This window comes from Sorangium sp. So ce406, from assembly GCF_051474675.1.
Classification (GTDB): domain Bacteria; phylum Myxococcota_A; class Polyangia; order Polyangiales; family Polyangiaceae; genus Sorangium; species Sorangium cellulosum_G.
Genome location: NZ_CP150340.1, coordinates 1,525,719 through 1,552,561, shown reverse-complemented (window position 1 = coordinate 1,552,561; position 26,843 = coordinate 1,525,719). Strand labels below are relative to the sequence as shown.

Here is a 26,843-nt window from a genome sequence, read left to right as displayed (position 1 = left end):
CGCGTCGCCTGCGTCGATCCCGCGCTCTGGCGGCGAATGAATTTTTCTGGCGGCTCGGGATGCCCCCAAGTTACTGGATGGCGTGGCTCACCCCGCGCGCTCCGTCCCCCCGCCCGGACCCACCGTGGCCCGCTTCCCCGCCGAGAGGCGGTCGGATGCGAGTCTGGTCGCCGGCGTGGCCGCCGGAGAGCGTGAGGCACTCGCCATCATCTGGGACAGGTACTCGGGTCTCGTGCGAGGTGTGCTCTACGGCGCCATTGGTCCCGATACGAGCCTCGAGGATCTGGTCCAGGAGGTCTTCCTGGCGCTGATCCAGGGAGCCGCGCGCATCCAGGATGGGCAGGCGCTCCGTGGCTATCTTGCGTCCGTGGCGGCGCGGCAGGCTGCGCTCGAGATCCGGAAGCGCAAGGTACGCCTCTGGGTGGGACTTTCCCCGAGCGGGGAGCTCCCCGAGCGCGCCGTCGAGCGCGTCGACTTCGAGCATCGCGAGGTGCTCCGCGCCCTCCACCGCGTGCTCGGCAAGCTGAGCACGCGCCGGCGCATGGCCTTCGTGCTGCGCCACGTGCAAGGCCTCGAGATGCTCGAGACGGCCGCGGCCCTCGGCGTATCCGAGTCGACGCTGCGCCGGGAGCTCGAGAGCGCGCGCGAGTTCTTGCTCAAGGCGCGCGAGCCAGCCCTCCAGGAGTTCCTGTCTCGGCGTGAAGGACTTTGGCCATGAGCGACCCCGAACGACAGCTCGATCCCCTTGCGGCGCTCCTCCAGCGCGCCGCTCAGCTGAGCGAGCCGGAGCGCGTCGAGGCGCGGGCCGCCTTCCTGCGCCGCGTCGACGAGGAGCAGGCTCGCGCGAGCAAGACGCGGGTGGTCGCGCGCTGGGCAGCGCCGCTCGCCCTCGCCGCGAGCGTGCTGCTCGCCCTCTTTCTCTGGCTACCGGAGCGAGGTCTCGGCTACGTCGTCGAGGGGGCGGAGGACGAGAGCGGTTATGTGCGCGTGCCGGCCGATCACCAGGCCGCCATCACCTTCCCCGATCGGACGCGGATCCGGGCGGCGGCAGGGGCGCGGCTTCGCATCGACGAGACCAGGAATGAGAGCGGCGCCCGCATCTCGGTCGAACGCGGCCGGGTCGAAGCCGAGATCACGCACACCGGACACAGCGATTGGCGCTTCGTGGCGGGTCCGTTCGTCGTCCGCGTGACGGGCACACGCTTCGAGCTCCTCTGGGACGCCGAGCGCGAGCGGCTCGAGGTGATCCTGCACGAGGGCTCGGTCGAGGTGGAGGGCTACGCCGGCTCCGGCGCCGTGAGCGTGCGCGCGGGGCAGCGCTTCGTGGGGGACGCTCAGGCGAGGACGCTGCTCGTCAGCGACACGGCGGCGCACGGCAGCGACACGGCGGCGCACGACAGCGACACGGCGGCGCACGGCGCCGAGCCCGCGCCTCCCGCAGCTCAGGGACAGGCAGCCGAGGTCGCGCCGGCGCCGCCGGAGGCCGCCGCCTCTCCGGAGCCGAGCTCCCCCGAGGCCCCGGCGCCCCTGGTCGCCCCGCCGAGCAACAAGCCGTCCTGGGCCAAGCTCGTTTCCCAGGGCGAGTTCCGGCGCGTCGTCCAGGAGGCCGCGGCGCGGGGAACCCAGGATTGCCTCGCCTCCTGTGACGCCGCCGATCTGAACGCCCTGGCCGACGCCGCTCGTTACGTGGGGCAGAACGAGCTCGCCGAGCAGGCCCTGCTCGCCCTGCGCGCGCGCTACGCGAAGACCGCGGGGAGCCGTGCAGCCTTCTTGCTCGGGCGCCTGCACGAGAGCCGCGGCGCCGCCGCGCGCGCCAGGACCTGGTACGAGACGGCGCTCCGCGAGGCGCCGAGCGGCGCCTTTGCCGCCGAGGCGCTCGCGGGCAAGATGCGCGCGGTCCAGATCCTCGAGGGGCCCGCCGCCGCGCGCGTGGTGGCGCAGGAGTACCTGCGCCTCTATCCGAGCGGGGTCCACGCCAAGACGGCTCGACAGCTCGCCGCTCCGCCCTGATCCATGGTCCAGCCGGTGCGAACGCTCGTCGTCGTGCTCCTGCTGCTCGTCTGCCCTCGAGTGGCCTGGGCGCAGCGTGTGCTTGTCGTGAGGCCGCCGCCGCGCGACTCCACCCTCTTCGAGGCCTTCGGTCGGCTCTGCGCCGAGCTCGAGCTGCAGTCGTTCGAGGTGGTCGTGCTCGGGGGCTCTGCGCGCTCTCCCGGGGCCGAGGAGCTCGAGCGAGAGGCGCAGGAGAGCGAGGCCTTCGCCGCGGTTGCGCTGCGGCGCGACGGCAGCGGCACGGCCGCCGAGGTGTGCATCGTGGACCGCGTGACCGGCAAGACCACCACGCGCAAGCTCCTCATCGACCCTTCGAGCGATGGTCCGATGCTCCTCGCCGTGCGCGCCGTCGACCTCCTGCGCGCGAGCCTCCTCGAGCTCGGCTCGGGCCAGGCTCCCGCTCGGGACGTGCTCGGCGTCGAGCCCCAGCCGCCCGCCCCCGAGGTGCTCCGCTTCTCCCAGGACCCGCCCCGCTTTCACGTGCGCACGGGAGGACTCGTCCTCTTCACGCCGCCGGTCGGCGGCGGCGTCGGCGTGCAGATCGGGGCGCACGTTCGCCTCGACGAGAGCTTCCGTCTCGGCCTGCTCCTGGGCGGTCCCCTCTTTGGCGCCGAGTTCCGCGCAGGAGGCGGGGCTGCCCGGGTGCGCCAGGAGCTCGCGCTCCTCCGGGCGAGCTGGAACCTCGGGCAAGCGGCCGCCGGTCCTCACTGGGAATGGGGGCCGCTCCTTGGCATCGGCGCCTATCACCTCCAGGCCACCGGCGACGTCGAGCTGCCGCTCGTGGGGCGCAGCGAAGACTTCTTCAGCCTTGCCGCCGACGCGGGGCTGAGCGTCCAGTACTTCTTTCATCCGAGCGTGAACCTCGGTCTCGAGCTCACCTGTCTCACGCTCCTGCCGCGTCCCATCATCGCCGTCGAGGCGGAGCGCTCCCCTCCCCTCGTCGCTCAGGCCCTGGGCGCGCTCAGCCTGGGGGCCTCGTTCTGAGGGAGCGTGGCGAGGGGCTGCTCGAACGGCGCCGCCAGCGCCCCGCTCCCTGACCCCCGTGCCCCCTCGCCTGGACGGCGCGCTCGGGATCCGATTTCTGACAGGTGGAGGGCGGCGCGGACAACCATCACGGCGATGATCGTTTCTGACTCGTCCGTTCGCGGTATCCCCTTGCACTCGAGCCGGAGCGCGACCCCGGCTGGTCTCCTCGTGCTCGCGGCGCTCGTCGCGCTCGCGTGCGGTGACAGCGGTGGCAGCGGTGGCAGCTTATCGGGATCAGGCGCGGCTGGAGGGCCCGCGGACGGCGGCGCCGGACCCGGGAGCGGTGGTGGCGGCTCGGGCTCGGTCACCAGCGCCGCCTCGGGCGCTGGTGCCTCGGGGTCCGGCGGGGCGATGGTCGTCGGCAGCGGAGGCTCCTCGGGCGGCGGCGCCCCTGACGATGAGCACGCTGCCGTTGCGGGTGCCGGCAGCGGCGGGGCTCCACCGAGCGGCGAAGTGCTCGCGTTTCCGGGCGCTCAGGGGTTCGGGCGACACGCGACAGGCGGGCGCGGCGGCGACGTCGTGCACGTCACGAACCTGAACGACTCCGGGCCGGGTTCGCTGCGCGACGCGATCAGCCAGCCGAACCGCACGGTCGTGTTCGACGTGGGCGGCGTGATCAAGATCTCGTCCCGCCTGGTGTTCAAGAGCCACCAGACGATCGCTGGTCAAACCGCCCCGGGTGGCGGTATCACGATCTACGGCAACGGCACCTCGTTCTCCGGAGCGTCGAACACCATCGTACGATTCATCCGCTTCCGCATGGGCGCCGGGGGCGATTCGGGCAAGGACACCGTGACCATGGCGAACGGGCACGATGTGATCTGGGACCACTGCTCGCTCAGCTGGGGGCGCGACGGCACGTTCGACCTCAACCAGGAGAGCGGCGCCGAGCTCTACAACTTGACGCTTCAGGACTCGATCGTCGCGCAGGGGCTCCAGCCTCACAGCACCGGCGGTCTCGTGAACACCGCCGGCACGTCGATCATCCGCTCGCTCTACATCGACAACAACTCGCGCAACCCGAAGGCGCGCGGCACGCTGCAGTTCATCAACAACGTGGTCTACAACTGGGTCGTGTCCGGCTACATCCTGGGCGACACGAGCGGCCGTTCGGACGGCTTGATGCTGGGCAACTACCTGATCACCGGCCCGGAGACGGGAGGCGGCACCCTGGACAGCCCCACGCCCGCCTACAACCTTCACGCCGACGGCAATTACTATGACAGCGACAAGGACGGCACGCTCGACGGCAGGCTCCTCGGCAAGGGCGACTTCGGCTCGGTCACCTGGCTGGACGCGCCTTCCGTCGATTTCCCTGCCGTCCCCGCCATGACCGCACAGGAGGCGTACGCCTACGTCAGCGCGCACGCCGGCGCATCGATCCATCGCGACGACGCGGACCGCTATGTGCTCGATGAGCTGGCCTCGCTCGGCAAGCGGGGGGCCACCATCCGCGACGAGTCGAGCCTTGGCTTCGCGGACGGTGTCGGCACCCTGCCCGGGGGCCGCGCTCCGAGCGACGCCGATCAGGACGGCATGCCGGACGCGTGGGAGAGCGCACGAGAGCTCGACCCGTCGAACGCGGACGACCGAAACGGAGACCGCGACGGCGACGGCTACACGAACCTCGAGGAGTACCTGAGCTCCCTCGTGCCGTGAGCGCAGGCGGCTGGGGATCCCGCAGCGCGTCCCGACCGGCTGTCATGCCGCGTGGGTGCCCGCGGCCGCGCTGAACTGCAATCGGCCACCCAGCGGCAAGAGCACGTCGGCTTCCAGATGCCGGTTCCACCGGCGCACCCCAGAACGCCAGGAGCGCGACCACGGATGATTTCGTCGCGGCAGGAAATGCCACGCTTCGGTACAGGGCGAACCCGCTCGTGACCGCATCATCACGCGGCGGACAGGCGAACGGGCTGACCACGCCCTGATCAAATAATCTGAAGGGCTGGTCCCCGTCGCGCCATCAAGTCCATGAGCTGCCCGGATCCGGGAGGCGAGGGACGGACGGCCGCGCGACGCACCGCGACGGCACAATCTCCCACGGTCCGCGGGCGACGTGTGTCGCACGAACCGAGAGCTCAGAGCTGCATGTCGCACCGGCCTGTCCGGTCACCATGAGAGGACGTTATGGGACGATTCCAACTTACCAACGAGCTTTTGAACCGTCGTGTTCTGTCGTGTCTTGCGATGCTGATTTGTTCCTCGCTGTGCGTCGCGTGCGCCGACACCTCCGACGAAGTCGAGATGGTGGAAGGCCAGCCGGCCGCCCTCGGCGACGGCGACGGCGACGTGCCTGACCCGAGCCAGGTCTCGGTCAAGGCAACGGCCTCCGGCTGCGGAACCATGAATACGCAGGTGGGGGCTCTCAACAAGGAATACGCGTTCACGTTCGATGAGGCTCGCGGGGGCCGCGACGACTTTGGCACGTACGACGTCGCTTGCGACGTCGAGGTCACCTATAACTTTCCAGCGGGCTACACGTTCGACGCGCCGTCCCTGGACGTGTTCGGCGACGTGTACACCGAAGACGCAGCCGTCGTCACGGTTCAAGCAAGCCAATCACTGGCCGGCACGGCCAGCGCCTCCAAGACGTTCGAGAACATCGACACGGACGTCGAAGGGGTGTTCGAGCTGCTCTCCATCCCTGCCGGGGGACAAGCGGGCAGCGCCCCGTGCGGCGCCACCTCGGCCACGGTCAACGTGCAACTCCGCGCCACGATCGGCGGCACGGGAAGAGCATCCGTCGAGTTCAACTACATCGATGGGCTGATCCCCTGGCGACGCTGCCAATGAGCCGACCCAGGGCCTGCCGTCGCGCGATGTCGGACCGAGCCGCCAGGCCGAGCGGGTTGCCTGCGACCGTGACGCGCTCGAGCGCCGGGAGGTGATCCAGGAGAGCGCCGCCCTCCGCCTGGACCCCACGCACCTTCGCGCCTCGCTGCCGGAACCGTGCTGGGCCACCCCCGAGGGCGTGCATCTAGCTTGATCGCCCCGTGCGTGAGTGAGATCCTCGACGCCTGCTTATCACCAGCCCGGCTGGCCTCACCCCGCATCGGAGGTCCGGCCGGCCCACGGCGCGTTCGCCAACGTCAGCGAGGGTATCATGAAAGGAACCGGCACCTTGGCCGCAGCGATCCTGAAGCTCGAGCCGCCCTCCTCGCGGTGTGGGGACACCCGCGCGGGAGGCAGCTGGCGCGGACGCGCGGTGTTGCGCGCGGTCGCCGCCGGGACGGGCCTCCTCGCGCTCGCCGCGCTCATCGCCGGATGCCCGTTGTGCAACGGCACGGACGTCGGTTGCGAGGATGGCGCCCATATCTCGGGGCCTATCGGGCTCTCCGTGAACGCGTCGGCGCACATCGAGGTCCGGGCCTGCTGGAACGGGCGCTGCGGGGAAGCGACGCTCAGCTCGGCTCCGGGTACCAACAACGCGAACGCCGTCGTCGACGGCGGGCGGTTTGGCTTCTCGCTCTTCGACCTCGACCCGACCAACGCGCAGTGGGAGCTCTCGATCGGTTTCTCGGCGGACGTCGACACGGAGCTCAAGGACGGCGACGTCTATTCGGTCAGCGTCATCGACGCCGACACGGAGCGCGAGCTCGTGAGCTTCGAGCGCGACGTCGTGTACGGTGAACTCCAGCCCAACGGCGAGGGCCCCGCCTGCACGTCATGCGACACTGCGGACATCAAGCTTCCTCCGCCCGCTGCGCAGTGATCACGAGTCGCACCGCCGATCCGCTCGCACACTGGCTCAGAGGGCACCCAGGCATCGCCTTTGTAACGCGGGACCGCACCGAGACGTACGCGCAGGGCATCCGTGATGGAGCGCCGAAAGCCGTGCAGGTGGTGGGCCGGTGGCACCTGCTCGAGAACGTCGGCACCCTTCACGATGGCTCGCGCTCCAGGTTCTCGCGCAGCTTGCGCAGTCCGTCGCGCGCTCGGCCGCGCATCACGCGGCGCAGGAGGGGGACCACGAGCCAGCGAAACCACCACCGCGGATTGCGGCTGACCATGCGCCACTCGACGCGCGTCTCGTCGTCGGAGAGCGCCGCGAAGTCCACGCTCATGCGGGGCAAGAGGAAGCCCTCCCCTTCGGTCATCAGACGCTCCCCGACGCGCGCCTCCTTCACCTCGATGTCGATCGTGCCGGTGCGACCGAAGGGCATGCGCACGGTCTCCCGGTAGCGCTTGCCGACCTGCCCGTGCTCCAGCGTGTCGAGCTCGCGCATGGCCGCGACGCCCGGGAACCAGGTCGGGAAGTTCTCCATGTTGGACACGTACGCGAACGTCTCGCGCAGGGGCCGGCCGATATCCACCGAGCCCTGCGCCAGGAGCTCCGGCTGCGCGCCGCTCACGACCGCCTCCTCGGCGCCGTCCTGGTCGCCACCGGCCTGAGCAGGCTCTGCTCCACGCTCCGACGCATCGCACGGACGTAGCGCGGCCGGGACCAGCTCCGCTCCTCGATGAGCTCCTGCCAGTTCCCGATCGAAAGAATGGTGGCCAGGAAGTCCGCCGCATCCGACGCCGACCATCCGTCGGCCAGCGCGCCTTCGGCCTGAAGCCGCGCCACGAAGCCCGCGCAGACGCCCGTGAAGCCGCGCATGCGGTCGCGCCACGCGAGCTCCGCGTCCTCGTCCGCGGCCCGCGCCGCCTGCATGGCCCGCGCCACGTCGGTGATGTGGGCGACGTAGTCCGCCCACGCACCGATGAACTCGGAGAGGATCGCGCGCGCGTCGGGGGCGCGCTCGCACTTCCGAACCATGTCGGCGAACCCGTGCACCTCGTCGACGTGACGCACCAGCGCGACCAGGAGCTGGGTCCTGGTCTCGAAGTGCAGATAGACCGCCTGGCGCGACACCCCGGCCGCCGACGCGATCTCCGCCATCGAGACGCCGCGACGCCCCGGCTCGGTCACCAGCCGGCGCGCGGCCTCGAGGATCACGGCGCGGGTCTCCCCGTCCTTGCTTGACATGGTGTCAACATGAGGCGTAGTTTACACTGTGTCAAGTACGACGGGCGCGCCGGCATCGCGGTGCGCGCGGGCGACCGCGGAGGGCTCGGTGGACTCCGCCGCCGGAGGCCAGGTGAAGCGGGATGAGCGGCCTGGTCAGCGTCGCCCCGCTCGCTGCGCTCAACCGAGCGACTGCAAGATCGAGCTGAACCCGTGCTGGCCGGGGCGGCTGCCCTGCGGGGACAGCCAGGCTTCGTAGGTGTCGCCGCCCGGCGAACGGAGCTGGATGAACTCGAGGCTCACGAGAGGGTTGAAGGGGTTGCCGGGGGGAGAACCGATGTCCTGGCCGGGGTACGCCGCGTCTCGGCTGAAGGCGCGGGTGCCCTGATCGAGGGCGGCGAGGTGCTTGTAGTTGCCGCGTTTGCCGAAGTCGCTGTACTCGCGAGAGACGAGGACGCGGCCCCTGTTGGTGAGGCCGACGTGGACGTTGGGAACGTAGGTGGAGACGCCGATCACGGCGGCAGATGCGGCGTTGAGGGCTCCGCCGGCGATGCGGCGGGCCGCGCCGGCGGGCGCCTGGTACTCGACTCCACTCCAGTTGCCGATGATGCGCTCGTCGGGCTGGAGCTCGTAATAATGAGCGTAGAAGTCGCTGAATTGCTGCTCGATCTGCTCCGGGGTCATGCTGGCGGCCTCGGCCAGGGCCTTCTTGCGGGCGTACATCGAGTACGCGAAGCCGGCCGCCATCAACACGAGCGGGAGCAAATAAACCATCTGCATGACCATCTTCTCCTGGAGGACCCACGCTCCACTCGGGAGCCACCGAAGGCGATGGTTACGCGGCGGCGCACGCCAGGTCAAGCAGGGCGCGCCTCGATGGATCACCCAGCGATTGAATCACCATCGACACGCAGCGGAAAGACGAAAGCGGGTGGGATGCATACGCCCTTCCGTGTGCCGGGATCTCTGTTGCTGACTCGCGCAGCCCGACTGCCAGACGCCGCGCTCGTCCGCGGGCTCAGTAGGATACAGCGATACGGTAGGATGCCCTCCGCTCGTCGACGCAGGCGGTGGGCGTGGGGGGACGTCGCGGCGTGAAAGCGTGGACCGTGGCAGGAGCGCCAAGGTATCCTTCCGCCGAGGGAATCGCGCGATGTCCGTCAAGGTGGTCGAGGGGGCGATCTTCGCCGGTCGTTATCGGCTGGTTCGCCGCCTCGCCGCCGGCGCCATGGGCGCGGTGTACGAGGCGCGTCACCTCGGGACCGGTCGCCGGTCGGCGCTCAAGGTGATGCTCTCCCACATCATCGAGCGCCCCGAGCTCCGGAGGCGGTTCGAGCTCGAGGCGCGGGTGACCGCGCACGTCGAGAGCCCGTTCATCGTGGAGGTCTTCGACGCCGGGGTCGACGACGCGACCGGGGTGCCGTTCCTCGTCATGGAGCTGCTCCGCGGCGAGGAGCTCGGCCGGTGCCTGCGGCGCGTGGGGCGGTTCTCGCCCGAGGAGACGCTCGCGTGCCTGCACCAGACGGCGCTCGCGCTCGACGAGACGCACCGGGCGGGGATCATCCATCGCGATCTCAAGCCGGCAAACCTCTTCCTCAGCGTGCGCGCGGACGGCGAGCGCCGCGTCAAGATTCTCGATTTCGGCGTGGCGAAGCTCGTCGCCGAGAGCACCGCCGGCGGGGGCGCGACCCAGACCGTGGGGACGCCGCTCTACATGGCGCCGGAGCAGTTCCGGGGCCGGCGCGTCTCGGCGGCGACAGACATCTACGCGCTCGGGATGATGGCCTATACCTTCCTCGTCGGCGAGGCATACTGGGCCGGCGAGAGAGGGGAAGATGACAACCTCGTGGCCTTCGCGCTCAGCGCGGCGTACGGCCCGGTGGAGCCGGCGAGCGCGCGCGCGGCCAGGAGAGGCGTCCTCCTGCCCGGCGGCTTCGATGCATGGTTCGCGCGGGCGACCGCCGTCGATCCGGACCGGCGATTCGCCACGGCGACCGCGGCGGCGCGCGCGCTCGGCGACGCGCTCGGGATCGCCGACATGGCTCGCCTCGACCTGCCCCATCCGGCCCTCGTCGGCAGCGCGGACGAGTCCCTGGCGGAGACGATGGCGGCCGCGGAAGCGGACGGCGTCCTCGAGGACGGCGGGGCGCGACCCGGACCCCCGGAGCGCGATCCGGGAGAGACCGAGTCGGCGTTCCCCGAGGGCTCGACGGCGACACGTACGGCGCCGGAGGTCGAGCCTGCGGCGCCCGTCGGAGCGGGAGGACAGTCGGCGCCAGGGACCTCGGCGCCCCCGCTGCGCGCGGAGCCGCCGCCCGGCCGGCCTCGAAAGGTGGGAATCGGGCCGCTGGCGCTGACGGGCGGCGTGCTCCTCGCGGTCGCCGGCGCATGGGTCCTCGAACGGCAGATCTCCGCGCGCGCCGCGCCTCCTCCCCCGTCGGCCGCGCCCTCTCCCGCCTCGCCCCTGCGACTGCCGTCTTCGGTGCTGGCGTGTCCGCCCTTCGACGCGTCGGGCGTCGATGCGCCCTCCGGTTGGCTGGGCGCTGCCGCCGCATCCCTCTTCTGCGAGCGAGCGCGCGTCCTGCTGGGAGGCTCCTCCGGGCGGACGCTCATCCCTGCCGAGCTCCTGGCGCTCCCGGCGCAGCCCGTGGACCGGTTCCCCGAGGATCCCTACGCCGCCCCCGGCGCACGCGCGAAGGCGATCGCGGAAGCACACCGGCGAGCGGCCGCGTACGTCGACGGCGCGGTCGCCCGGGAGGGCTCCGGCTTCCGGATCACGGTCACCCTCCGCCGCCCCGACGGGGCCGAGATCGACAGCGCCGCGGGCGCCGGGCGAGCCCTCTACGAGGCCGTACGGGACGCGATGGATCCGCTCGCCGAGCGGGGCTCGCTCGCGGCGGCGCCCTCCCTCGACGCCACCATGGCCGACCTCTGGCGCGCTCGCGACGTCGGCGGCGCCCTCGCGCTGTTCGACCTCACCGCGGCCATGAGCAACAACGCGGGCGGTCTCCCGGACGCGTGCTCCCGCGTCGCGGCGAGGAGCGCCGACCTCGGGGAGATGGGGCCCGCCGAGGCGCGCCGCTGCGCCTACACGCTCGGCCTTCCGCTTCCGGAGGTGGCGCTGCCGCCGCGCGGCGATCCCGCGTCGTCGGGCGAGCTCGCCGCGCGCGCCCGCGTCGAGCACGTGGCGCTGCGCAAGGACGATCCGGCCACGATCGCCGAGCTCGAGGGCCGCTTCGCGCGCGAGGCGACGCCGCTCGGGCGCTCGACGCTCGCCACGACGCTCTCGTGCCTCCTTCAATCGTCCGAGCCGAGGCGGGCCGCGGAGATGGCCCTGCTCGCGGTGCAGGCGGAGCCGAGGAACCCGATCGGCGAGGGCTGCGCGCCCTGGCTCCAGCTCCTCGCGGTGACGTATGGCACCGCGAGCGCAGGGGCGACGCTGCGCGGGATGCAGGCCTGGGTTCCCTGGAACAGCTATGGCTGGCTGTTCCAGGCGAAGGGCACGGGCGACAGCGCCCTCGCGCTCGCGTACGCCCGGCGCGCCTATGCCCTCTCGCCGCTCGACACGTCCGTGGCCGGCGCCCTCGCGGACACGCTGCTCGCCTCCGGCGCGCGCGAGGAGGCGCGGGGCATCGCTGTCGCGCTCGCGACCGGGGGTCATCCGGTCCACCGCGTGGGGAGCGACCTGCTCCTCGTGCGCATCGAGGCGAGCGAGGCTCGGTTCGGCGCCGCGCTCGCGCGCGCGCGGCGGGCCATGGTCGTCTCGGCGGACGACGCCGGCTGGCTGCGGGTGCAGCGCCTCGAGATCGCCTGGCGCGCGCTGCAGCTCGCGCTCGTCCTCGGCCGCGCGCAGGAGCTCGCCGATCTGATCGTGGAGCGGTTCCTCGATCCCGAGCCCCCGCCGCTCGACGGCGCGTACCTCGACGTCCCGCTCCGGCTCCCCGCCATCTGCGCGCACGCCTCGCCCGCTGTCTCCCGCCGCTGCTTCACGCGGATCCGGGAGCTCCGGGGGCGCCTGTCGTACAGCGCGCTCCCGGACGCGGACGCCTTCACCGAGGGCGCCGAGCGTTACGCGAAGGGAGATTTCGCGGGCGCGGCGCGGGCATTCCGGCCCCTGCTCCGGACGCCGGGGCCGTTCGTCGAGGTGCTGGCCGAGCCGATGGTGGAGACGTTCGAGCGCACGGGGGAGAACGAGCTCGTCGCGCGGCTGGAGGCGGCGATCGCCGATCGCTCCTCGGAGCTCAACGGGGCGAGCCTCGCGCTGGTGCGCGCCGCGCGCCGCGCCGCTCGGCGGGGGGAGGACGTCCGGGCGCGGGAGCTCGCGAAGCAGGTGCTGGACGCGTGGTCGGTGGCGGACGAGACGGTGCCCGCGGTGGCGGAGGTGCGGCGGCTTGTCGAGGCGCCGGCGCGGTGAGCCGGGGGTCGTGGGCGTCGGTCAGTCAGTCAGTCAGTCAGTCGCAGGCCATCGCGCACACGGTCTTGATCTGGTCGACGCAGAGCCCGTCCCAGGCCGTGCTGCAGCAGTAAGGGTCCCCGGCGCAGATGAGCTTCACGCAGCCGGAGGACGTGAGGGGCGGGACGTCGCAGCCCGAGTCCAGCCTCTCGCCTTCCGCACAGAGCGCGTGGTCGCAGCGCCCGACGGTGCACTTCAGGCTGTTCGCCACGCTCAGGACCTCGTTGACGCAGAGGCCGTCCCACTCCGTGTCGCAGCAGTAGGGATCCACGGCGCAGACGCTCGTCACGACAGAGCTACACCCATCGGGGAGCGGCGCGCCGGGCGAGCACTCGTCGTGCGGGGAGCACACGATCGCGGAGGCCGCCGGATCGCTGGAGATATCGTGGGGATCGTTGAGAAAGACGGTGACGCCCTCCCATACACGAGCGCCGCCCTCGCACTTCGCGTAGACCTCCTCTGGCATCGCGTCCCACCCGTGCGCGCAGACGTCGAGACAGGCGGCGTGTCCGCCGATCGCGTCGCAGCTCGCGTCGCTCGGATCTGCGCACAGCCGATCGGCGAGGTATGCTTTCCCCGTTCGCCAGAGCTCGCTGTGGCAGACGTATCCGAGGTCCTCGCTCGATCCGGAGAAGATGTCGCCGTAAAACGCGCCTTCGGGATAGGTGAACACCTCGCGCTCCCCGGCGGGATAGGTGAAGGTGTCGCTGGATCCCGCGATGATGGGCTTGGCCGGGAGGGCCCTCCCAGGGAGCGGCGCCACCATGAGGCTGAAGTAGGTATGCCCGGGTCGGCCGCTCGGGCCGACGCCCACGTCGTCCGGGCACTCGAACTCGATGGCCTGGCTCGAGGCGAACTGGTCCACGAAGCCTGCGTAGGGTCGAGACCCAGGGTAGCCCGGGACGAGCCGGTCCTTTTCACAGCCGTGGATGCCCTTGCACACGCGCACCACGCTCGCGCCGTTGCGCCGCAGCGCCACCGCCTCGCCCCGCCTGCAGATCCCCACGAAATCGGCTTGCCAGCCGCAGCTATCCGTCGGGCCCGCCGCGCCGGGGGCACAGGGATCGAGGCTCGTGATCTTCGTCCCATCGCGGAGCGTGCCCTGGACCCGGACGCTGGGCGAAGGCTCGAACTCGCCCCGGGGGACGTGGATCGAGATGGGCACCTGCCTGTCGAGCTTGTTCATCCGCGCGAGGACACAGGCGGAGACGAGCTCGAGGCAACGCTGCGTGGGCGGGGCGTCTCCCCAGTTCCCCAGCGACGCGGGCGCCGCGCTGCCGCAAAGGCCGAACTCACCCCTCCACTCGAACGGCGGGGCGGCCGGGCTGACGGCGGCCGTCACGATCTGCGTCGCGTCGAGCGCGCAGGAGACGATGTCCTCCATGAGCCGCTCGGCGCTCGGCGCCGTCCCCGTGGAGAAGAGGCCGGCGACGCCTGGCAGATCTAATATCGCGTCGAGCCCCGCATCGTCGAGCGTCGACCGCTGCAGCGCCGCCAGGAGCGCCCTGTTGATCCTGGCCGCGTCCGGATCCAGCCCGTTCTGGGGCATCTCGAACCTCGGATTGCGCAGCGCCTGCCGCGTCGAGGTGGTGACTTCTACTTCCAGCACATCGTCAGACCAGCACCCCAGGGCGAGGGCGGCGGGCACGAGGGCGAACGAGGCGAGGGCGTGTCGAAAGCTCATGCCCACGCCCCTACAAGACCCGTGCCGCCCCCGTCGAGCGCCCATCGCGGCTCGCGGCCTGCGGGGCGCAGGTTGCAGGGTTGCACCCCTGTTGCGCCGAGCGCCCGATCGCGCCGCGGTGGCGGCGATGCGGCGGCGGGTCGAGGCGCGCGGCGCCGCGCGGTGAGCGGAGCGCTGCTCGGGATCAGCGGCAGGTCTGGCGGCCCACGGTCTGGACTTCGCGCACGCAGAGGCTGTCCCACGCGGTGGTGCAGCAGTAAGGATCCACGTCGCAGATGCTCGTCGCGAGCGAGCTGCAGTCGGCGGAGAGCGCTGCTCCGGTCGCGCACTCGTCGTGGGAGCACGTGGCGAGCGCGCACACGCTCGGGACTTCGTTCACGCAGATGCTGTCCCAGGCGCTCGCGCAGCAGTAGGGATCCGTCGCGCAGATCCTGGCCACGCAGCCAGGCGAGGAGAGGGTTGGCGCGTCGCAGCCGGGGGTGAGCGCGCCGCCTGCCGTGGAGAGCGTGTGGCCGCAGGTGCCTTCGACGCACTGCAGGCTCCTCGCCACGGTCTTCACCGCGGTGACGCACCGGTCGTCCCAGCGGCTACTGCAGCAGTGGGGCTCCTCGGCGCAGACGCTCTCCACGACGGGGCTGCATTCCTCGTCGAGCGCGGCCCCCGTGGTGCACTCGCTGTGGGCACACCCGTTCGCCAGCAAGCAGAGCTTGCTGTCGCTCGAGAGGGCGCAAGGGTCGCTGAGAAAGACGGTGATCCCGTGCTGCCACGGAGGACGGACACGTTGCTCCCCTTCGCAGTCGAGGTACGCCGAGCCGGGAGCCTCGCCTTCGCCGAAGCAGAGCTGGGTGTAAGCGGGCGCGGTGTCCGCGTCGCCGTTCGGCGCGGCTCGACAAGGATAGGGCTCGTGCAGGAAACACCCCTCGTCGCTGGGGCCTGCGCAGAGTCGATCGGTGAGGTGTGCCTTCCCGTGGCTCCAGATATCGCTGTAGCAGGCGTATCGATCCTTCGGCCCGCGGAAGATGTCGCCGAAGAACGAGCCCTCGCGGTACGTGAAGACCTCCTCCTCCCTGGCGGGATATTTGGCAGGGGTGCCGGGAGAGGGGTGCACGTCGAGCTCCGGCGGCGGCTTCTTGGGGTCCGGCGACGCGAGCATGACGCTGAACAGGCCACCCGGTGGGCAAGGAAAGGAGATCTTCTCTTTCTCGGCGAAGCCTGCCACGAAGCCTGCATAGTAAGGTAGGGCCCGGGAGCTCGCGACGTCCGGTTGTTCGTGATTGCAACCGTAAATGCCTTTGCACACACGCACCATGGCCTGATCCTCGAACAGGGGCTCACGCTCCAGCGTCACGGAGAATTTGGGCTCGCACCTGCCCACATAGGCCGCCTCCCAGCCGCAGTCGCGCTCCTCCCTGCCGTCGGTGCCGCCGGCCTTGCACGCCTCGAAGCTGGCGATCGGCGCCCGGTCGCGGAGCTCGCGCTCGACCTGGACCCTGTCCCGGAGCACGAAGAGGCTGGCATCCTGGCCGCGGATCGAGATGGGGACCTGCCTCTTCAGGGCGTTCATCCGCGCAAGGACACAGCTCGAGACCGCTTCGAGGCAGCCTTGTGTGGGTGGTTCTTGCCCCCAGCTACCGAGCGGGGACCTCTCGCCGCAAAGGCCGAGCTTGCCCCGCCAGGCGAGTTTTTCGTCGTGGATCGTGGCCTCCACGTCCTCCTCGGGATCGAGCGCGCACGAGACGATCACCTCCATGAGCTCGTCGGCGTCGCCTGCGCCTGCATCGAGGAAGAGCTCGGCCATGCGGGGGGCGGTCGACAGGATCGTTTCGAGCGCCGTGGTGCTGAGCTTGTGGTCCATCAGCGCCGCCAGCAGCGCGTCGTTCCGGGAGAGCGCGCTGGGCTCGAGCCCATTCTGCGGCATCTCGAACTCCGGGCGCCTCAGGGCCTGCCGCGTCGAGGCGGTCACTTCGTCATCCATCCTATCTCCGGTCATGCACCCCATGGTGACGGCGGCGGGCACGAGGGCGAACAAGGCGAAGGTGCGTCCAGGGCTCATGCCTGGCGCCCTTACAAGACCCATGCCCGCCCCGGTCGACCCCCCTTCGGGGCTCTCGGTCTGCGCGGCGCGGGTTGCAGGATCGCACCCCTGTTGCGCCCAGCGCCCGGTCACGCCTCGGCGACGCCAGCCCGGAGGTGGTGTATGTACAAAATGCGATGATCGACGGTCCGGATACCGGGACGCTCTCCTCCACCGAGGAGGTCAAGGAGCTCGGCGACGCTCACCACCGCCCGCACCTGTTCATCGTCCTCGAGGCGCACCGCCCGCTCGCCCCTCCCCTGCGTTTGTCGCTCGCGGGGCTCGACGAGGTCGTCATCGGCCGCGGGGCCGGCCGGGAGATCCAGGCGATGGCCGGCGCTCGCCGGCTCGCGGTTCGCACCGACGATCGCCGCATGTCCTCGACCCACGCGCGCCTCGGCAAGCTGCTCCAGCGCTGGGTCGTCGACGACCTCAACTCCAAGAACGGCACGCTGGTCGACGGCGCGCGGACGACCCGGGCCGAGCTCGAGGACGGCGACCTGATCGAGCTCGGGCAGACATTTTTCCTCTACCGGGAGGCCATTCCCTGCGATCCGGACGATCCTCGCGTGCTCGACCTGGCTTCCGCGCAAGCGGAGGTCCCGGGCCTCGCGACCGTGCTCCCTCAGCTCCGTCGCGTGTTCGACAGGATCGTCCCGATCGCGCGCTCGACGGTGTCGGTGATCCTCGAAGGCGAGACCGGCACCGGCAAGGAGGTGATGGCGCGCGCCCTCCACACGCTCTCGGGGCGGACCGGCGAGTTCATCGCCGTCAATTGCGGCGCGATCCCGAAGGATCTCGTGGAGGCCGAGCTCTTCGGCCACAAGAAGGGGGCTTTCTCGGGCGCGACCGAGGATCGCCTCGGCCTCGTCCGCAGCGCCGACCGGGGCACGCTGTTCCTCGACGAGATCGGCGATCTGCCGGCGCCCGCGCAGGCGGCCTTGCTCCGGACCCTGCAGGAGCGCGAGGTCCGCCCGATCGGCGGCGCGCGCTCGGTCGCGGTCGATCTCCGGGTGATCGCCGCCACCCACCGATCCCTCGAGCGGATGGTCGAGGGCGGCGCGTTTCGCGCCGATCTCTGGAATCGCCTCGCCGGCCACCAGGTCGAGCTGCCGCCGCTCCGCGCGCGCCGCGAGGACCTCGGCCTTCTCACCGGCGCGATCCTCGCCCGCCTCCCGCCGGAGCACGCCGCGCGGGTCCGGCTCCACCCGCGCGCGGCGAGGGCCATGCTCCGCCATGAGTGGCCGGGGAACGTGCGGGAGCTGGAGAAGTGCCTCGGGACAGCGGTCGTGCTCGCGGGGGACGAAGGGCAGGTGGGGCTGGAGCACCTTCCCCCTGCGGTGCAGCGCGCGCTGGAAGGGCTGAAGGCAGGGGACGCCGCGCGGCAGGAGGAGCTCGTCCGGCTGCTCGGCGTGCACAAGGGGAATGTCTCCGCCGTGGCGAGCGAGATGGGCAAGGCGCGGATGCAGATCCAGCGCTGGCTGAAGCGGTACGGGATCGACGCGGAGCGGTTCCGGAGATAGCCGCGGTCCCCAGCCATCGGAGCGCGCGTGACTCCGGACGCTCAGAAGCAGACGTCGCCCATGTCGGGGCAACAATCTCCGTGGTATTCACAGGAGCGGTCGCATTGGCATGCGGCCTCTGTGTTGTACTGGCCGCAGCGATTCAGGCAGCTATTGGCACGAACGAGCGACGGCTTTTCGTAGATCTTGACGAGGCATGCTCCGTTCCAGATGTTGTCGCCTCCGGCGCTGTGGTCGAGCTTGACTTCCGCGCGGCAATCGGTGGGATCGCCCGGGCTGAGCCAGCCCGCGAAGCTGCAATTGCCGTTGCCCGATGTCTTGACGACCGATACCGAGCTTCGCTCGTAGCCATCGCTGCATCGTCCGCTGCGACTGATGCCTGGAACCGTGGTCGGATCCGGATGCTCATCCGTGGTGCTCCAGGTGGGAACGATCTCGTACGAGGCATACTCGGACCACGCTCCCCGGATCTTCAGCTCCTGTCGGGCGTACAGACGAGTGGACAGACTTTCCTGCGCGACGCCGATGCCTTCGGCTTCGCCATCGACTTCGACTTCGACGTCACCTTCTGGGGCCTTGTCATCCATCGGAGCGCATCCGATGAGCGTGGCTGCCGCCATGACGGCGGCCCACAGAGGCCATGCGCACCGAGTCCCGTGACTTGCTTCGATCATGTCGTCTCTCCTTGTGGTGTTGTGTAGCTCTCGCACTGAAAAGAAATGATTGCGAAAAAACCGGCCGCGTACGACGATTACATGGCGCTGCGCGCAGGACGTCAGCGCCCGAGCTCTGCAAGGGCTGCTTGCCGATCTACAGAACCAAGACGAACGACGCCGATGGGTCGGCGCCACGGCAGCGGGCGCTCTTCGGCGCCCCGGTTCATCGCGTCGTCGCGACGCAAGACCGTTTAGCAACCGCCGCGCCAGGCTAGAGATCGGCCATTTCCCCGCGGTGCGCCGCCGCGCGCTGCGACAGCGCGGGGGCGGTCGCCTCCGGCGGGTGCAACACCGCAGGGCCACGGGGGCGCGCCGCGCCAGAGCACCGAGGGACGCCCCGCTCGCCCCTGGCCTGCTCCGGCGCATTACTTCGTGGTCGCCACGCTCGTGGAGGTCCTCCGCCGCGGCGGACCGGCCTGGGTGCAACCGGGTGCAACCGGGTGCAACACCGCCGCTCCCCGCGCGGCGCTCGGCCGGGCCGCGACCGCGACCGGGGCGAGCCTCGACCCGCCCGGCTCCCGCGAGAGGCTAGGACAGCGAACCGAAGAACTCCCGCACATCGACGGCCAGCGCCATGGGCGTCTCCGTCGCCAGGAAATGCCCGCCGCGCGCCAGCTCGGTCCAGCGCACGATGTGGTGGTCGCGTTCGGCCAGCCGGCGCACCGCCACGTCCTGCGTCAGCGACACGGCCACGGCCATGGGCACGGTGCCGCGCGCCCTGGGCGCCCAGGCGGACGGGTCGTTGAAGGCTTCATAGTACAGGTTGGCCGAGGTCCCGCTGGTGCCGGTGAACCAGTACAGGCTCACGTTGTCCAGCAGCGTGTCCAGGCCCACCGCGTCCTCCGGCAGCGCGGCCGCGGGATCGGTCCATTCCTTGAACTTCTCGACGATCCAGGCCAGCTGGCCCACCGGCGAGTCGTGCAGCCCGTAGCTGAGCGTCTGCGGCCGCGTGCCCTGGATGTGCGCGAAGCCCATCATCCGGTCGCGGAAGTTCTGCAGCCGCTCGAGGCGCTGCTGCTCCGAGGCCGTCAGGCCTTCCAGCTCGGCGGGGTCGCCGGATGGAAACGTCACCAGCGCATTGCAGTGCAGGCCTCTGACATGCTCGCTGTCGGTGCGGCCCAGCTCCACCGCGATGAACGCGCCCACGTCGCCGCCTTGCACGCCATAGCGTGTGTAGCCCAGGCGCTGCATCAGCGCCGCCAACGCACGGGCACAGCGGCCGTGGTTCCAGCCGGCGTCGGCCAGCGGCATCGAGAACCCGTGACCCGGGATCGACGGGATCACCAGGTGGAAAGCCTGCGAGGGGTCGCCGCCGTGGCGGCGCGGGTCGGACAGCGCGTCCACCACGCGGTCGAACTCGGCAAAGCTGCCGGGCCAGCCGTGCAGCAACAACAGGGGCTGCGCGTCCGGCTCGGGCGAGCGCAGGTGCACGAAGTGGATCGTCTGGCCATCGATCCGGGTGGTGAACTGCGGGCGGCTGTTCAGGTGGGCCTCGCAGCGTCGCCAGTCGTACTGGTGCTGCCAGTGCGCGGCCAGCCGCTGCAGGTAGGCCACCGGCACGCCCCTCACCCAGTCGCCGCCCGGCAATTGCGCCGGCCAGCGCGTGCGCGCCAGGCGTTCGCGCAGGTCGTCGATGTCGGCTTGCGGAATGTCGATGCGGAAGGGGCGGATCTCGGCGTCGCAGTGCATGGGAGTCCTCGGGTTGGTCGATATCGCCGGTGCGAGCCGGCGGCGCCACCGTATCCACCGGGGTGAACCCGGTCTTGGAAGAAAACGACAGGCCCGGGACTCGACGGACCGTCTGGGCCCTCAGCGCCTGGGCCCGGGCCGGGCCGCAGCCCGCACCACTTCGCCGGGCGTCCTGCCCATGATCCGCTTCAGCGAATTGCCCAGGTGCGCCTGGTCTGCATAGCCGCAGATGGCAGCCACGTCGGCCGGCGCGTCGCCACGCATCAGCCGCTGCAGCGCCGCCTGCGCACGGTGGATCTGTGACAGCTGCTTCGCCGTGAGACCGGTGGCGCTCAGGAACCGGCGCTGCACCGAGCGCAGGCTGGTGCCGGCGGGATCGCCTTGCAGCACGCGGAACACCACCGGGTCCGCGACCAGCAGGCCGGCCCCGATGAGGCGTGCCACCAGATCGTCGGCGTTCTCGAGGTCGGGCACCTCGAAGGCTTGCGGCCCCAGCAGGAACGAGCGCGGGTTCGCCAGCGGGCGCAGCACGCCCTGGTCCAGCATGCCCATCGCCGGCACCCCCGGCATGAACACGCCTGGCCGGAAGGCGATGCTCAGGTACTCGTCGCCGGTCTCGTAGCCCAGCGTCACCGGGTGCGTGATCAGACCGGTATGCAGCACCTGCAGCCGGCCGCGGCGCTTCATGAACACCAGATCCCAGCAGCCGTCGGGCAGGGACTCGTCCTGCGCGTCGTCGCCATAGGCGACGTGCGTGATCCGCTGCACCAGCGCATGGTCGCTGCCGCGGATGGAGAGCGTGGTCCTCATGGGCAGCTTCCCTCCTTCATGCTGTGCCCCGGCGCGGCGTATGGCGACCCTGGCTGCGGTCCACCGCGAGCCCGGGTGGAGCGTGGTCGCCCCTCTCCACCTAGCTGGCGTTGCTCCGCGATGAAGAGGCCTGTCGTCGCCGGAGGGCGAGCGCGGCGAGGACCGCCGTCAGCAGGCCAAGGGTGTCATCCCCGCCGACGCCCGCGACGCGGCAGCCGCAGCCCTCGCCGTCACTGGAGGCGTCGCCGCCCCCGCCGGCCGCGCCGGCGCCGCTGCCTGCGCCCTCGCCCGCACCGCCTGTGCCGCCCGCCTCACCCCCGCCCGCGGCTCCGGTGCCGCTGCCCATCCCGCCCGAGCCGGTGGTGCCCCCGCCCGCGCCCCCTTCGCCGGAGGGCCCCGGCGGTGGCACTGTCGCGCAGTCGCCCAGCGAATGTTCGAGCGCGCCGAGCGTGAAGCTCCCGCTGCCCGGCCGCCCGCGCGCGCAGTAGTCGTCGGTCACGTCGGCCTCGGCGGGCGCCTCGCCGACGAGCGACGCCACATCCCCTTTGAGGTGCAGGTCGCCGAGATCTGGATTCTCGTACCACGTTTGAAACGTCGCGAGCCCTACCTCGGCCAGATTATCACTCTCCTGATGCGTGCCCCCGTCGCGGTCGCGGATCTTGCCCGTGAGCACGTTGCCGCGCGCGACGCCGCTGGTCGTCGCGAAGCGGAAGTCGATCCCGCTCGTCGCGATCAGCGTGTTGAAAAGAAGCCGCGTGTCCGCCGCGCGGTTCAAATAGATCCCGACGTCCGAGCAGCTCGCGATGATGTTGTTCCGCATCGCTCCGCCGGTGTGCTCGACCTCGCAGGGCACGTCGGGGTCGTAGGCCGGGGCGCAGTACTGCGCCCCCGTGCCGCCGCCGCCGAACGACAGCCCGATGCGCACACCGTCCGGCGAGCCGCTGGTGGTGCAGACGACGAGGTTGCGCTCGAAGAGCCCGTCCGAGCCGCCGCTCTTCATGAACGCGGCGTAGCTGACAGCGTCGCCGCCGTCTTTCTGGAAGTCGTGCAGGTAGCTGTCGCGCACGCTCCAGCGCTTGCCGCCGTCGATGTTGATCTTGGTGACGGGATTGCTGGTCCTGCGCGGGTGGGTGTCGAACAGCTCCGATCGCTCGATCAGCCCGTCGTCGGGGGCCGTCCAGACACCGTCCACCTGCGCGGCGTTGACCTTGAGCTGGGCGTTGAAGTCCCGCACCTTCGAGCGGCGGAGGGTGAAGCGGCTCGCAGCGCCGACCACGTGGAAGGCGTGCTCGCAGTCCGAGTCGTCGGCGCAGACGCCGCGGATGTCGAGGTCTTCGAAGTGCCAGTTCGGGCCGCTGACCTTGAAGCCCTCGAGGCCCGACAGCTCGATGATCGCGCCGAGCGGCTCGGCGGCGCGCACGACGATCGGCGCGGCCTCGGTGCCTGCGGCCGCGCAGGAGACGCCGTCGAACGCGTAGGTGCCCGAGGCGAGGACGATCTCGTCGCCCGCCTTGGCCGCGCCGATCGCGGCGACGAGCTCGTCGGTGGTGCCGACCGGCACGACGGCCGCCGCGGCGGGGGCGGCGAGGAGGAGAGAGGTGAGCAGGGCAAGCGGAGCGATGGGCGCGCGGCGTGGCGACATGGCTGCCAGAATGCGCCGGTGCGCCCGTCCGTCAAGACGGCTTGTGCGACGTGTGACGGGCGTGCGCGACCTTCTCCCCAGACGGGCTGGACTCATCAAGCTCACGTCGCCGAGCGCGACATGGGAGAGCGTCGAGCTGGCGGTGTTGAAGCGCATCACGCCTTCCTTGTCGGTCGCGCTGAGCACCCCGCCGTTGTTCCAGGAGGGGTTGGAGATCGTCGCCGTGCCCGGCCGATCACGGCCGAGCCCGCGGCCCGTCGCCGCTGCGGAATTTCATTCCCGTCCACCCCGCGATCGGGTACCGCCTTCTCCCATGCCGGCTGCCCCGGGGACTCGCGCCTTGGATGCCGTGGTGATCGGGGCGGGACCGAACGGGCTCGCCGCGGCCGTCGCGCTGGCCGGGGCCGGCCTCCAGGTGCGCGTGATCGAGGCGCGCGCCACCGTGGGCGGCGGCGCGCGCACGGCCGAGCTCACCGGGCCCGGCTTCCGCCACGACGTCTGCTCCGCCATCCACCCGACCGCGGTGATCTCGCCCTTCTTGCGGACGCTGCCGCTCGAGGAGCACGGCGTCGCGTGGATCTACCCCGAGGCGGCGCTCGCGCACCCGCTGCCCGACGGGCGGGCCGGCGTGCTCTACCCCGATCTCGATCGCATGGCCGAGACGCTGGGCGAGGAGGACGCGGCCGCCTGGCGCGACCTGCTCTCGCCGCTGCTCGCGGGCGAAGGCGCCCTGTTCGAGGAGCTGCTCGGCCCGCTGCGCATCCCGCCGCGCCACCCGCTCCTGCTCGCGCGCTTCGGCCTCTCGGCCATCCGCTCGGCCGACGGGCTCGCGCGCGACACGTTCCGCGGCGACGCCGCGCGCGGGCTGTTCGGCGGCTGCGCGGCGCACTCGTTCCTGCCGCTCGAGGCGCTGTTCTCGGCCTCCTTCGGCATCGTGCTCGCCCTCGCCGCGCACGCGGTGGGCTGGCCGGTGGTGCGCACCGGCTCGCAGGCGCTCATGGACGCGCTGGCCGCGATCCTGCGCGCGCGCGGCGGCGAGATCGAGACGGGCCGCACCGTGGCGTCGCTCGACGAGCTCCCCGAGGCGCGCGCCTACCTGTTCGACACGACGCCGGCCGCGATGGCCCGCATCGCCGGCGACCGGCTCCCGCCGGGCTACCGCCGCCGCCTCGAGCGCTTCCGCCACGGCCCCGGCGTCTTCAAGGTCGACTACGCCCTCGACGGCCCCATCCCGTGGAAGGCGCCCGCCGCCGCGCGCGCGGCCACGGTGCACGTGGGCGGCACGCTCGACGAGCTGGTGGCCTCCGAGCGCGCGCTCGCCGGCGACGCGCCCGCGGAGCGCCCCTTCTGCCTCGTCGCGCAGCAGAGCCTGTTCGACGACACGCGCGCCCCCGCCGGCAAGCACACCGCCTGGGTCTACTGCCACGTGCCGCCCGGCTGCGAGGTCGACATGACCGCGCGCATCGAGGCGCAGATGGAGCGCTTCGCCCCGGGGTTCCGCGATCTCGTGCGCGCCCGCGCCGCCCGCGCCCCCGCCGACTGGCAGCGTTACAACGAGAACTACGTCGGCGGCGACATCGCCGGCGGCGCCAACGACTGGCTCCAGATCTTCGCGCGCCCCGTCGCGAGCCTCAGCCCTTACTCCACGCCCAACCCCTCGCTCTACCTCTGCTCGAGCTCGACGCCGCCCGGCGGCGGCGTCCACGGCATGTGCGGTTATCACGCCGCCGCGGCCGCGCTCGGGCGCGTGTTCCAGCGGCCCGCGCCCGCCCTGTCCATGCCCGCGCCCCGCGCCCAGCTCCCGCCGCGCGGGTAGATCCCCCCGGATTCCCTCGAGGGACGCCAGCATGCCCGCGCAGCCCCTCGCGACCAAGCTCGCCCCGCCGGCCGCCGAGCAGCAGGAGGCGCGAGCCCTGGAGCCCTGGCTCTTCCCTGTGTTCTTCCTCTCGGGCTCGGCGGCGCTGGTGTATCAGGTCGTCTGGCAGCGCGCGCTCCACGCGATCTACGGCGTCGACGTCCTGTCGGTCACGATCGTCGTCACCGCGTTCATGCTGGGTCTCGGCCTCGGGAGCCTCGCGGGTGGGGCGCTCTCGCGCCGGCACCCGCGCGCTGCGGTGATGCTGTTCGCGCTCGCCGAGCTCGGGATCGGCCTCTACGGCGCCTTCAGCCTCCGCCTCTTCGCCCTGATTGCAGACATCACGCACGGCATTGGCCATGTCGCCGCCGGCGGGGTGGCCTTCCTGCTCGTGGTGCTCCCGGTCATGTTGATGGGCGCCACGCTTCCCCTCCTGGTCGGGCACGCCACGTCGCGGTCGCACAACGTCGGTCGCTCGCTGGGCAACCTCTACTTCATCAACACGCTGGGCGCGGCGTTCGGCGCCTTCCTGGCGGCGCGCTACCTGCTGGGCGGGCTGGGCCTCCGGGCCACCGCGCAGGTCGCCGCGGCGCTCAACGTCCTCGTCGGCGTGCTCGTGATGGTGCTGCGCCGGCGGCGTCGCGGCGCGCCATGAGGCTCCTCGTTGCCGTCCTCGTCGCCACGCTCGGCGGCTGTCTCGCGCTCTCGCACGAGGTCCTCTGGGTCCGGGTCTACAGCTTTGCGACCGAAGGCGCGCCGGACGCCTTCGGCTTTCTGCTCGCGACCTACCTCGCCGGTCTGGCCGTCGGCTCGCTCCTCGCCGGTCGCTACTGCCGGAGCGCGGCGGCGGAGCGCTCCGGGCAGCTCTACCGGGTGGGCGGGGTGATCTTCGCCGGGGCTCTCGCGGCCTTCCTCGTGGCCCCCGCCGTCGCGCACCTCGTCGGCCACGGCGTGGAGCCGGCCTCGACGCTGCCTGTCTTCGCGCTCGCCAGCGCCTGCCTCGGCGCGGGGTTTCCGCTCCTGTGCCACTTCGGGATCCGCGCGGACGAGCTGGCCGGCGCGCGGCTGTCCTACGTCTACGTCGGCAACATCGTGGGCTCGACGCTGGGCAGCCTGGTCACCGGCCTCGTGCTGCTGGACGTCTTGCCCCTGCGCGAGCTCAACGTGGCCCTCGCGATCGCGGGCGCCGCGCTCGGCGCGACGCTCATGCTCTCGGCGTCGAGGACGGCGCGCTCGCGCGTGTTCATCGGCGCACTCCTGGCCGCCGCCGTCGCGTCCTTCGTGGGGTCCGCGAAAGCGCTCTACGGTGACCTCTACGAGAAGCTCCTTTACGGGGAGGAGTACCGCGAACACGGTGGCTTCGCCCACGTCATCGAACGTCGCGAAGGCGTCGTGACGATCTCCCGGTCGGGCACCGTGTACGGCGGCGGATCCTACGAGGGCATCGCCAACGTCAGCCCGCTGCCGGAAGAGGACGAGAACCGGGTGCTGCGAGCCTACGTGGTGTCCGCGTTCCACCCCCGGCCGCGCGACATCCTCATGATCGGCCTCGGGTCCGGCTCCTGGCTTCAGGTGCTGGCGAACGATCCCGACGTGGAGCACCTCACCGTGGTCGAGATCAACCCCGGGTTCGTCGAGGCGGCGCGGCGCGCGTCCGTCGTCGCGAGCGCGCTGGACAACCCCAAGGTGGAGCTCCTCATCGACGATGGCCGGCGCTACCTGGGGCGGACCTCGCGGCGCTTCGACGTCATCGTCGAGAACACGATCGTGCACTGGCGCTCGTACGCCTCGATGTTGCTCTCGCGGGAGATGCTGGAGCTGTCCCGCCGGCACCTGAAGCCGGGCGGCGCGCTCTACTACAACACCACCATGTCCACCGCGGCTCAGAAGACCGGGGCGACCGTGTTCCCCCACGCCCGCCGCTACCAGAACATGCTGATCGCGAGCGACGATCCGATCGCCATCGACCACGCGCGCTTCGAGACGAAGCTCGACGCCTGGCACATCGACGGCCTCCCCGTGCTGCCCGCCGGCAGCCGCGCCGCGCAGCTCGATCTGCTGAAAGAGCAGGACTGGCGCGGCGGGCCCACCTGGGAAAGCCGGGAGTCGATCCTGCGGCGGACGCAGGATGACCCGATCATCACCGACGACAACATGGCGACGGAATGGTGGGCGTTCGACACGTATCCTTAGCGCGACTTGCGCAAGGCGCCCCCCGCTGTCGGTTCTGTCGAGCCGACACAGCCGGCCTACTCCGATCCCGGAGCGCCCTGACACAGCCGCTACGACGTTGATCGAGCAGGCGCAACGCACCTGCAGGCGCACGGAGAAACGAGGGCGGCCCGGCGAGCCGGGCCAACCCCATGGCCTCAGA

General features: G+C 71.3%; 20 protein-coding genes and 1 pseudogene. 12 read left to right on the top strand and 9 right to left on the bottom strand.

Features of this window, described 5'->3' with window-relative positions; translation table 11 throughout:
- Positions 1-82: 82 nt before the first annotated feature.
- The 7 genes and pseudogenes from WME96_RS05670 to WME96_RS05640 all read left to right on the top strand — a co-directional run.
- The gene (locus WME96_RS05670) at positions 83-718 is read left to right on the top strand and encodes an RNA polymerase sigma factor (protein WP_437289148.1); all 636 of its coding nucleotides are present in this window, start codon (positions 83-85) and stop codon (positions 716-718) included.
- A complete protein-coding gene (locus WME96_RS05665) occupies positions 715-2,010 on the top strand; it encodes a FecR domain-containing protein (RefSeq protein WP_437289147.1) in 1,296 nt (431 codons plus the stop codon). The genes WME96_RS05670 and WME96_RS05665 overlap by 4 nt, the downstream gene beginning before the upstream one ends.
- Positions 2,011-2,025: 15 nt before the next feature.
- The gene (locus tag WME96_RS05660) at positions 2,026-3,033 is read left to right on the top strand and encodes a hypothetical protein (protein ID WP_437289146.1); all 1,008 of its coding nucleotides are present in this window, start codon (positions 2,026-2,028) and stop codon (positions 3,031-3,033) included.
- 210 nt (positions 3,034-3,243) lie between these two features.
- Positions 3,244-4,734, top strand: coding sequence for a pectate lyase family protein (locus WME96_RS05655; protein WP_437289145.1), 1,491 nt, complete (start codon positions 3,244-3,246; stop codon positions 4,732-4,734).
- A 468-nt stretch (positions 4,735-5,202) separates the two neighbouring features.
- Positions 5,203-5,868, top strand: coding sequence for a DUF4360 domain-containing protein (locus WME96_RS05650; RefSeq protein ID WP_437289144.1), 666 nt, complete (start codon positions 5,203-5,205; stop codon positions 5,866-5,868).
- A 328-nt stretch (positions 5,869-6,196) separates the two neighbouring features.
- Complete coding sequence (locus WME96_RS05645; RefSeq protein ID WP_437289143.1) at positions 6,197-6,787, top strand: hypothetical protein; 591 nt, start codon at positions 6,197-6,199, stop codon at positions 6,785-6,787.
- Positions 6,742-6,999 (top strand): annotated as a pseudogene (locus WME96_RS05640) (hypothetical protein); the annotation flags it as partial. The gene WME96_RS05645 and the pseudogene WME96_RS05640, both read left to right, overlap by 46 nt.
- Here the strand turns inward: WME96_RS05640 and WME96_RS05635 are convergent.
- The 3 genes from WME96_RS05635 to WME96_RS05625 form a co-directional block, all read right to left on the bottom strand.
- Positions 6,957-7,388: an SRPBCC family protein gene (locus WME96_RS05635; RefSeq protein WP_437292278.1), complete on the bottom strand. Its 432-nt coding sequence runs from the start codon at positions 7,386-7,388 to the stop codon at positions 6,957-6,959. The pseudogene WME96_RS05640 and the gene WME96_RS05635 sit on opposite strands and share 43 nt — an antisense overlap.
- 35 nt (positions 7,389-7,423) lie before the next feature.
- Positions 7,424-8,044, bottom strand: coding sequence for a TetR/AcrR family transcriptional regulator (locus tag WME96_RS05630; RefSeq protein ID WP_437289142.1), 621 nt, complete (start codon positions 8,042-8,044; stop codon positions 7,424-7,426).
- 159 nt (positions 8,045-8,203) lie between these two features.
- Positions 8,204-8,803: a hypothetical protein gene (locus WME96_RS05625; protein ID WP_437289141.1), complete on the bottom strand. Its 600-nt coding sequence runs from the start codon at positions 8,801-8,803 to the stop codon at positions 8,204-8,206.
- 373 nt (positions 8,804-9,176) lie between these two features.
- Here WME96_RS05625 and WME96_RS05620 point away from each other — a divergent pair, with 373 nt between their 5' ends.
- Positions 9,177-12,437 (top strand): protein kinase domain-containing protein, encoded by a 3,261-nt coding sequence (locus WME96_RS05620; protein WP_437289140.1) that lies wholly within the window; start codon positions 9,177-9,179, stop codon positions 12,435-12,437.
- A 37-nt stretch (positions 12,438-12,474) separates the two neighbouring features.
- On the opposite strand, the gene WME96_RS05615 is transcribed toward WME96_RS05620, so the two are convergent.
- Positions 12,475-13,860, bottom strand: coding sequence for a hypothetical protein (locus WME96_RS05615; RefSeq protein WP_437289139.1), 1,386 nt, complete (start codon positions 13,858-13,860; stop codon positions 12,475-12,477).
- A gap of 484 nt (positions 13,861-14,344) precedes the next feature.
- The gene (locus WME96_RS05610; protein WP_437289138.1) at positions 14,345-16,213 is read right to left on the bottom strand and encodes a hypothetical protein; all 1,869 of its coding nucleotides are present in this window, start codon (positions 16,211-16,213) and stop codon (positions 14,345-14,347) included.
- A 158-nt stretch (positions 16,214-16,371) separates the two neighbouring features.
- Between WME96_RS05610 and WME96_RS05605 the strand changes: the two genes are divergently transcribed.
- A complete protein-coding gene (locus tag WME96_RS05605; protein WP_437289137.1) occupies positions 16,372-17,757 on the top strand; it encodes a sigma 54-interacting transcriptional regulator in 1,386 nt (461 codons plus the stop codon).
- 41 nt (positions 17,758-17,798) lie between these two features.
- On the opposite strand, the gene WME96_RS05600 is transcribed toward WME96_RS05605, so the two are convergent.
- The 4 genes from WME96_RS05600 to WME96_RS05585 form a co-directional block, all read right to left on the bottom strand.
- Positions 17,799-18,431, bottom strand: a complete 633-nt coding sequence (locus WME96_RS05600; protein ID WP_437289136.1) for a hypothetical protein — start codon at positions 18,429-18,431, stop codon at positions 17,799-17,801.
- A 570-nt stretch (positions 18,432-19,001) separates the two neighbouring features.
- Complete coding sequence (locus WME96_RS05595; RefSeq protein ID WP_437289135.1) at positions 19,002-20,162, bottom strand: epoxide hydrolase family protein; 1,161 nt, start codon at positions 20,160-20,162, stop codon at positions 19,002-19,004.
- A 120-nt stretch (positions 20,163-20,282) separates the two neighbouring features.
- Positions 20,283-20,972, bottom strand: coding sequence for a helix-turn-helix domain-containing protein (locus WME96_RS05590; protein ID WP_437289134.1), 690 nt, complete (start codon positions 20,970-20,972; stop codon positions 20,283-20,285).
- A gap of 100 nt (positions 20,973-21,072) precedes the next feature.
- Positions 21,073-22,614 carry an MYXO-CTERM sorting domain-containing protein gene (locus tag WME96_RS05585; RefSeq protein WP_437289133.1) on the bottom strand — a complete coding sequence of 514 codons (1,542 nt, stop codon included), beginning with the start codon at positions 22,612-22,614 and terminating at the stop codon, positions 21,073-21,075.
- A 313-nt stretch (positions 22,615-22,927) separates the two neighbouring features.
- Between WME96_RS05585 and WME96_RS05580 the strand changes: the two genes are divergently transcribed.
- Genes WME96_RS05580 through WME96_RS05570 form a run of 3 tightly spaced genes read left to right on the top strand, consistent with a single transcriptional unit; the run spans position 22,928 to position 26,662 of the window.
- Positions 22,928-24,430, top strand: a complete 1,503-nt coding sequence (locus tag WME96_RS05580; protein ID WP_437289132.1) for a phytoene desaturase family protein — start codon at positions 22,928-22,930, stop codon at positions 24,428-24,430.
- 31 nt (positions 24,431-24,461) lie between these two features.
- Entirely contained in the window at positions 24,462-25,124 is a 663-nt protein-coding gene (locus tag WME96_RS05575) for a fused MFS/spermidine synthase (RefSeq protein WP_437289131.1), read from the top strand.
- On the top strand, positions 25,121-26,662 hold the full coding sequence (locus WME96_RS05570) for a methyltransferase (protein ID WP_437289130.1): 1,542 nt from the start codon (positions 25,121-25,123) through the stop codon (positions 26,660-26,662). The genes WME96_RS05575 and WME96_RS05570 overlap by 4 nt, the downstream gene beginning before the upstream one ends.
- Positions 26,663-26,843 lie beyond the last annotated feature (181 nt).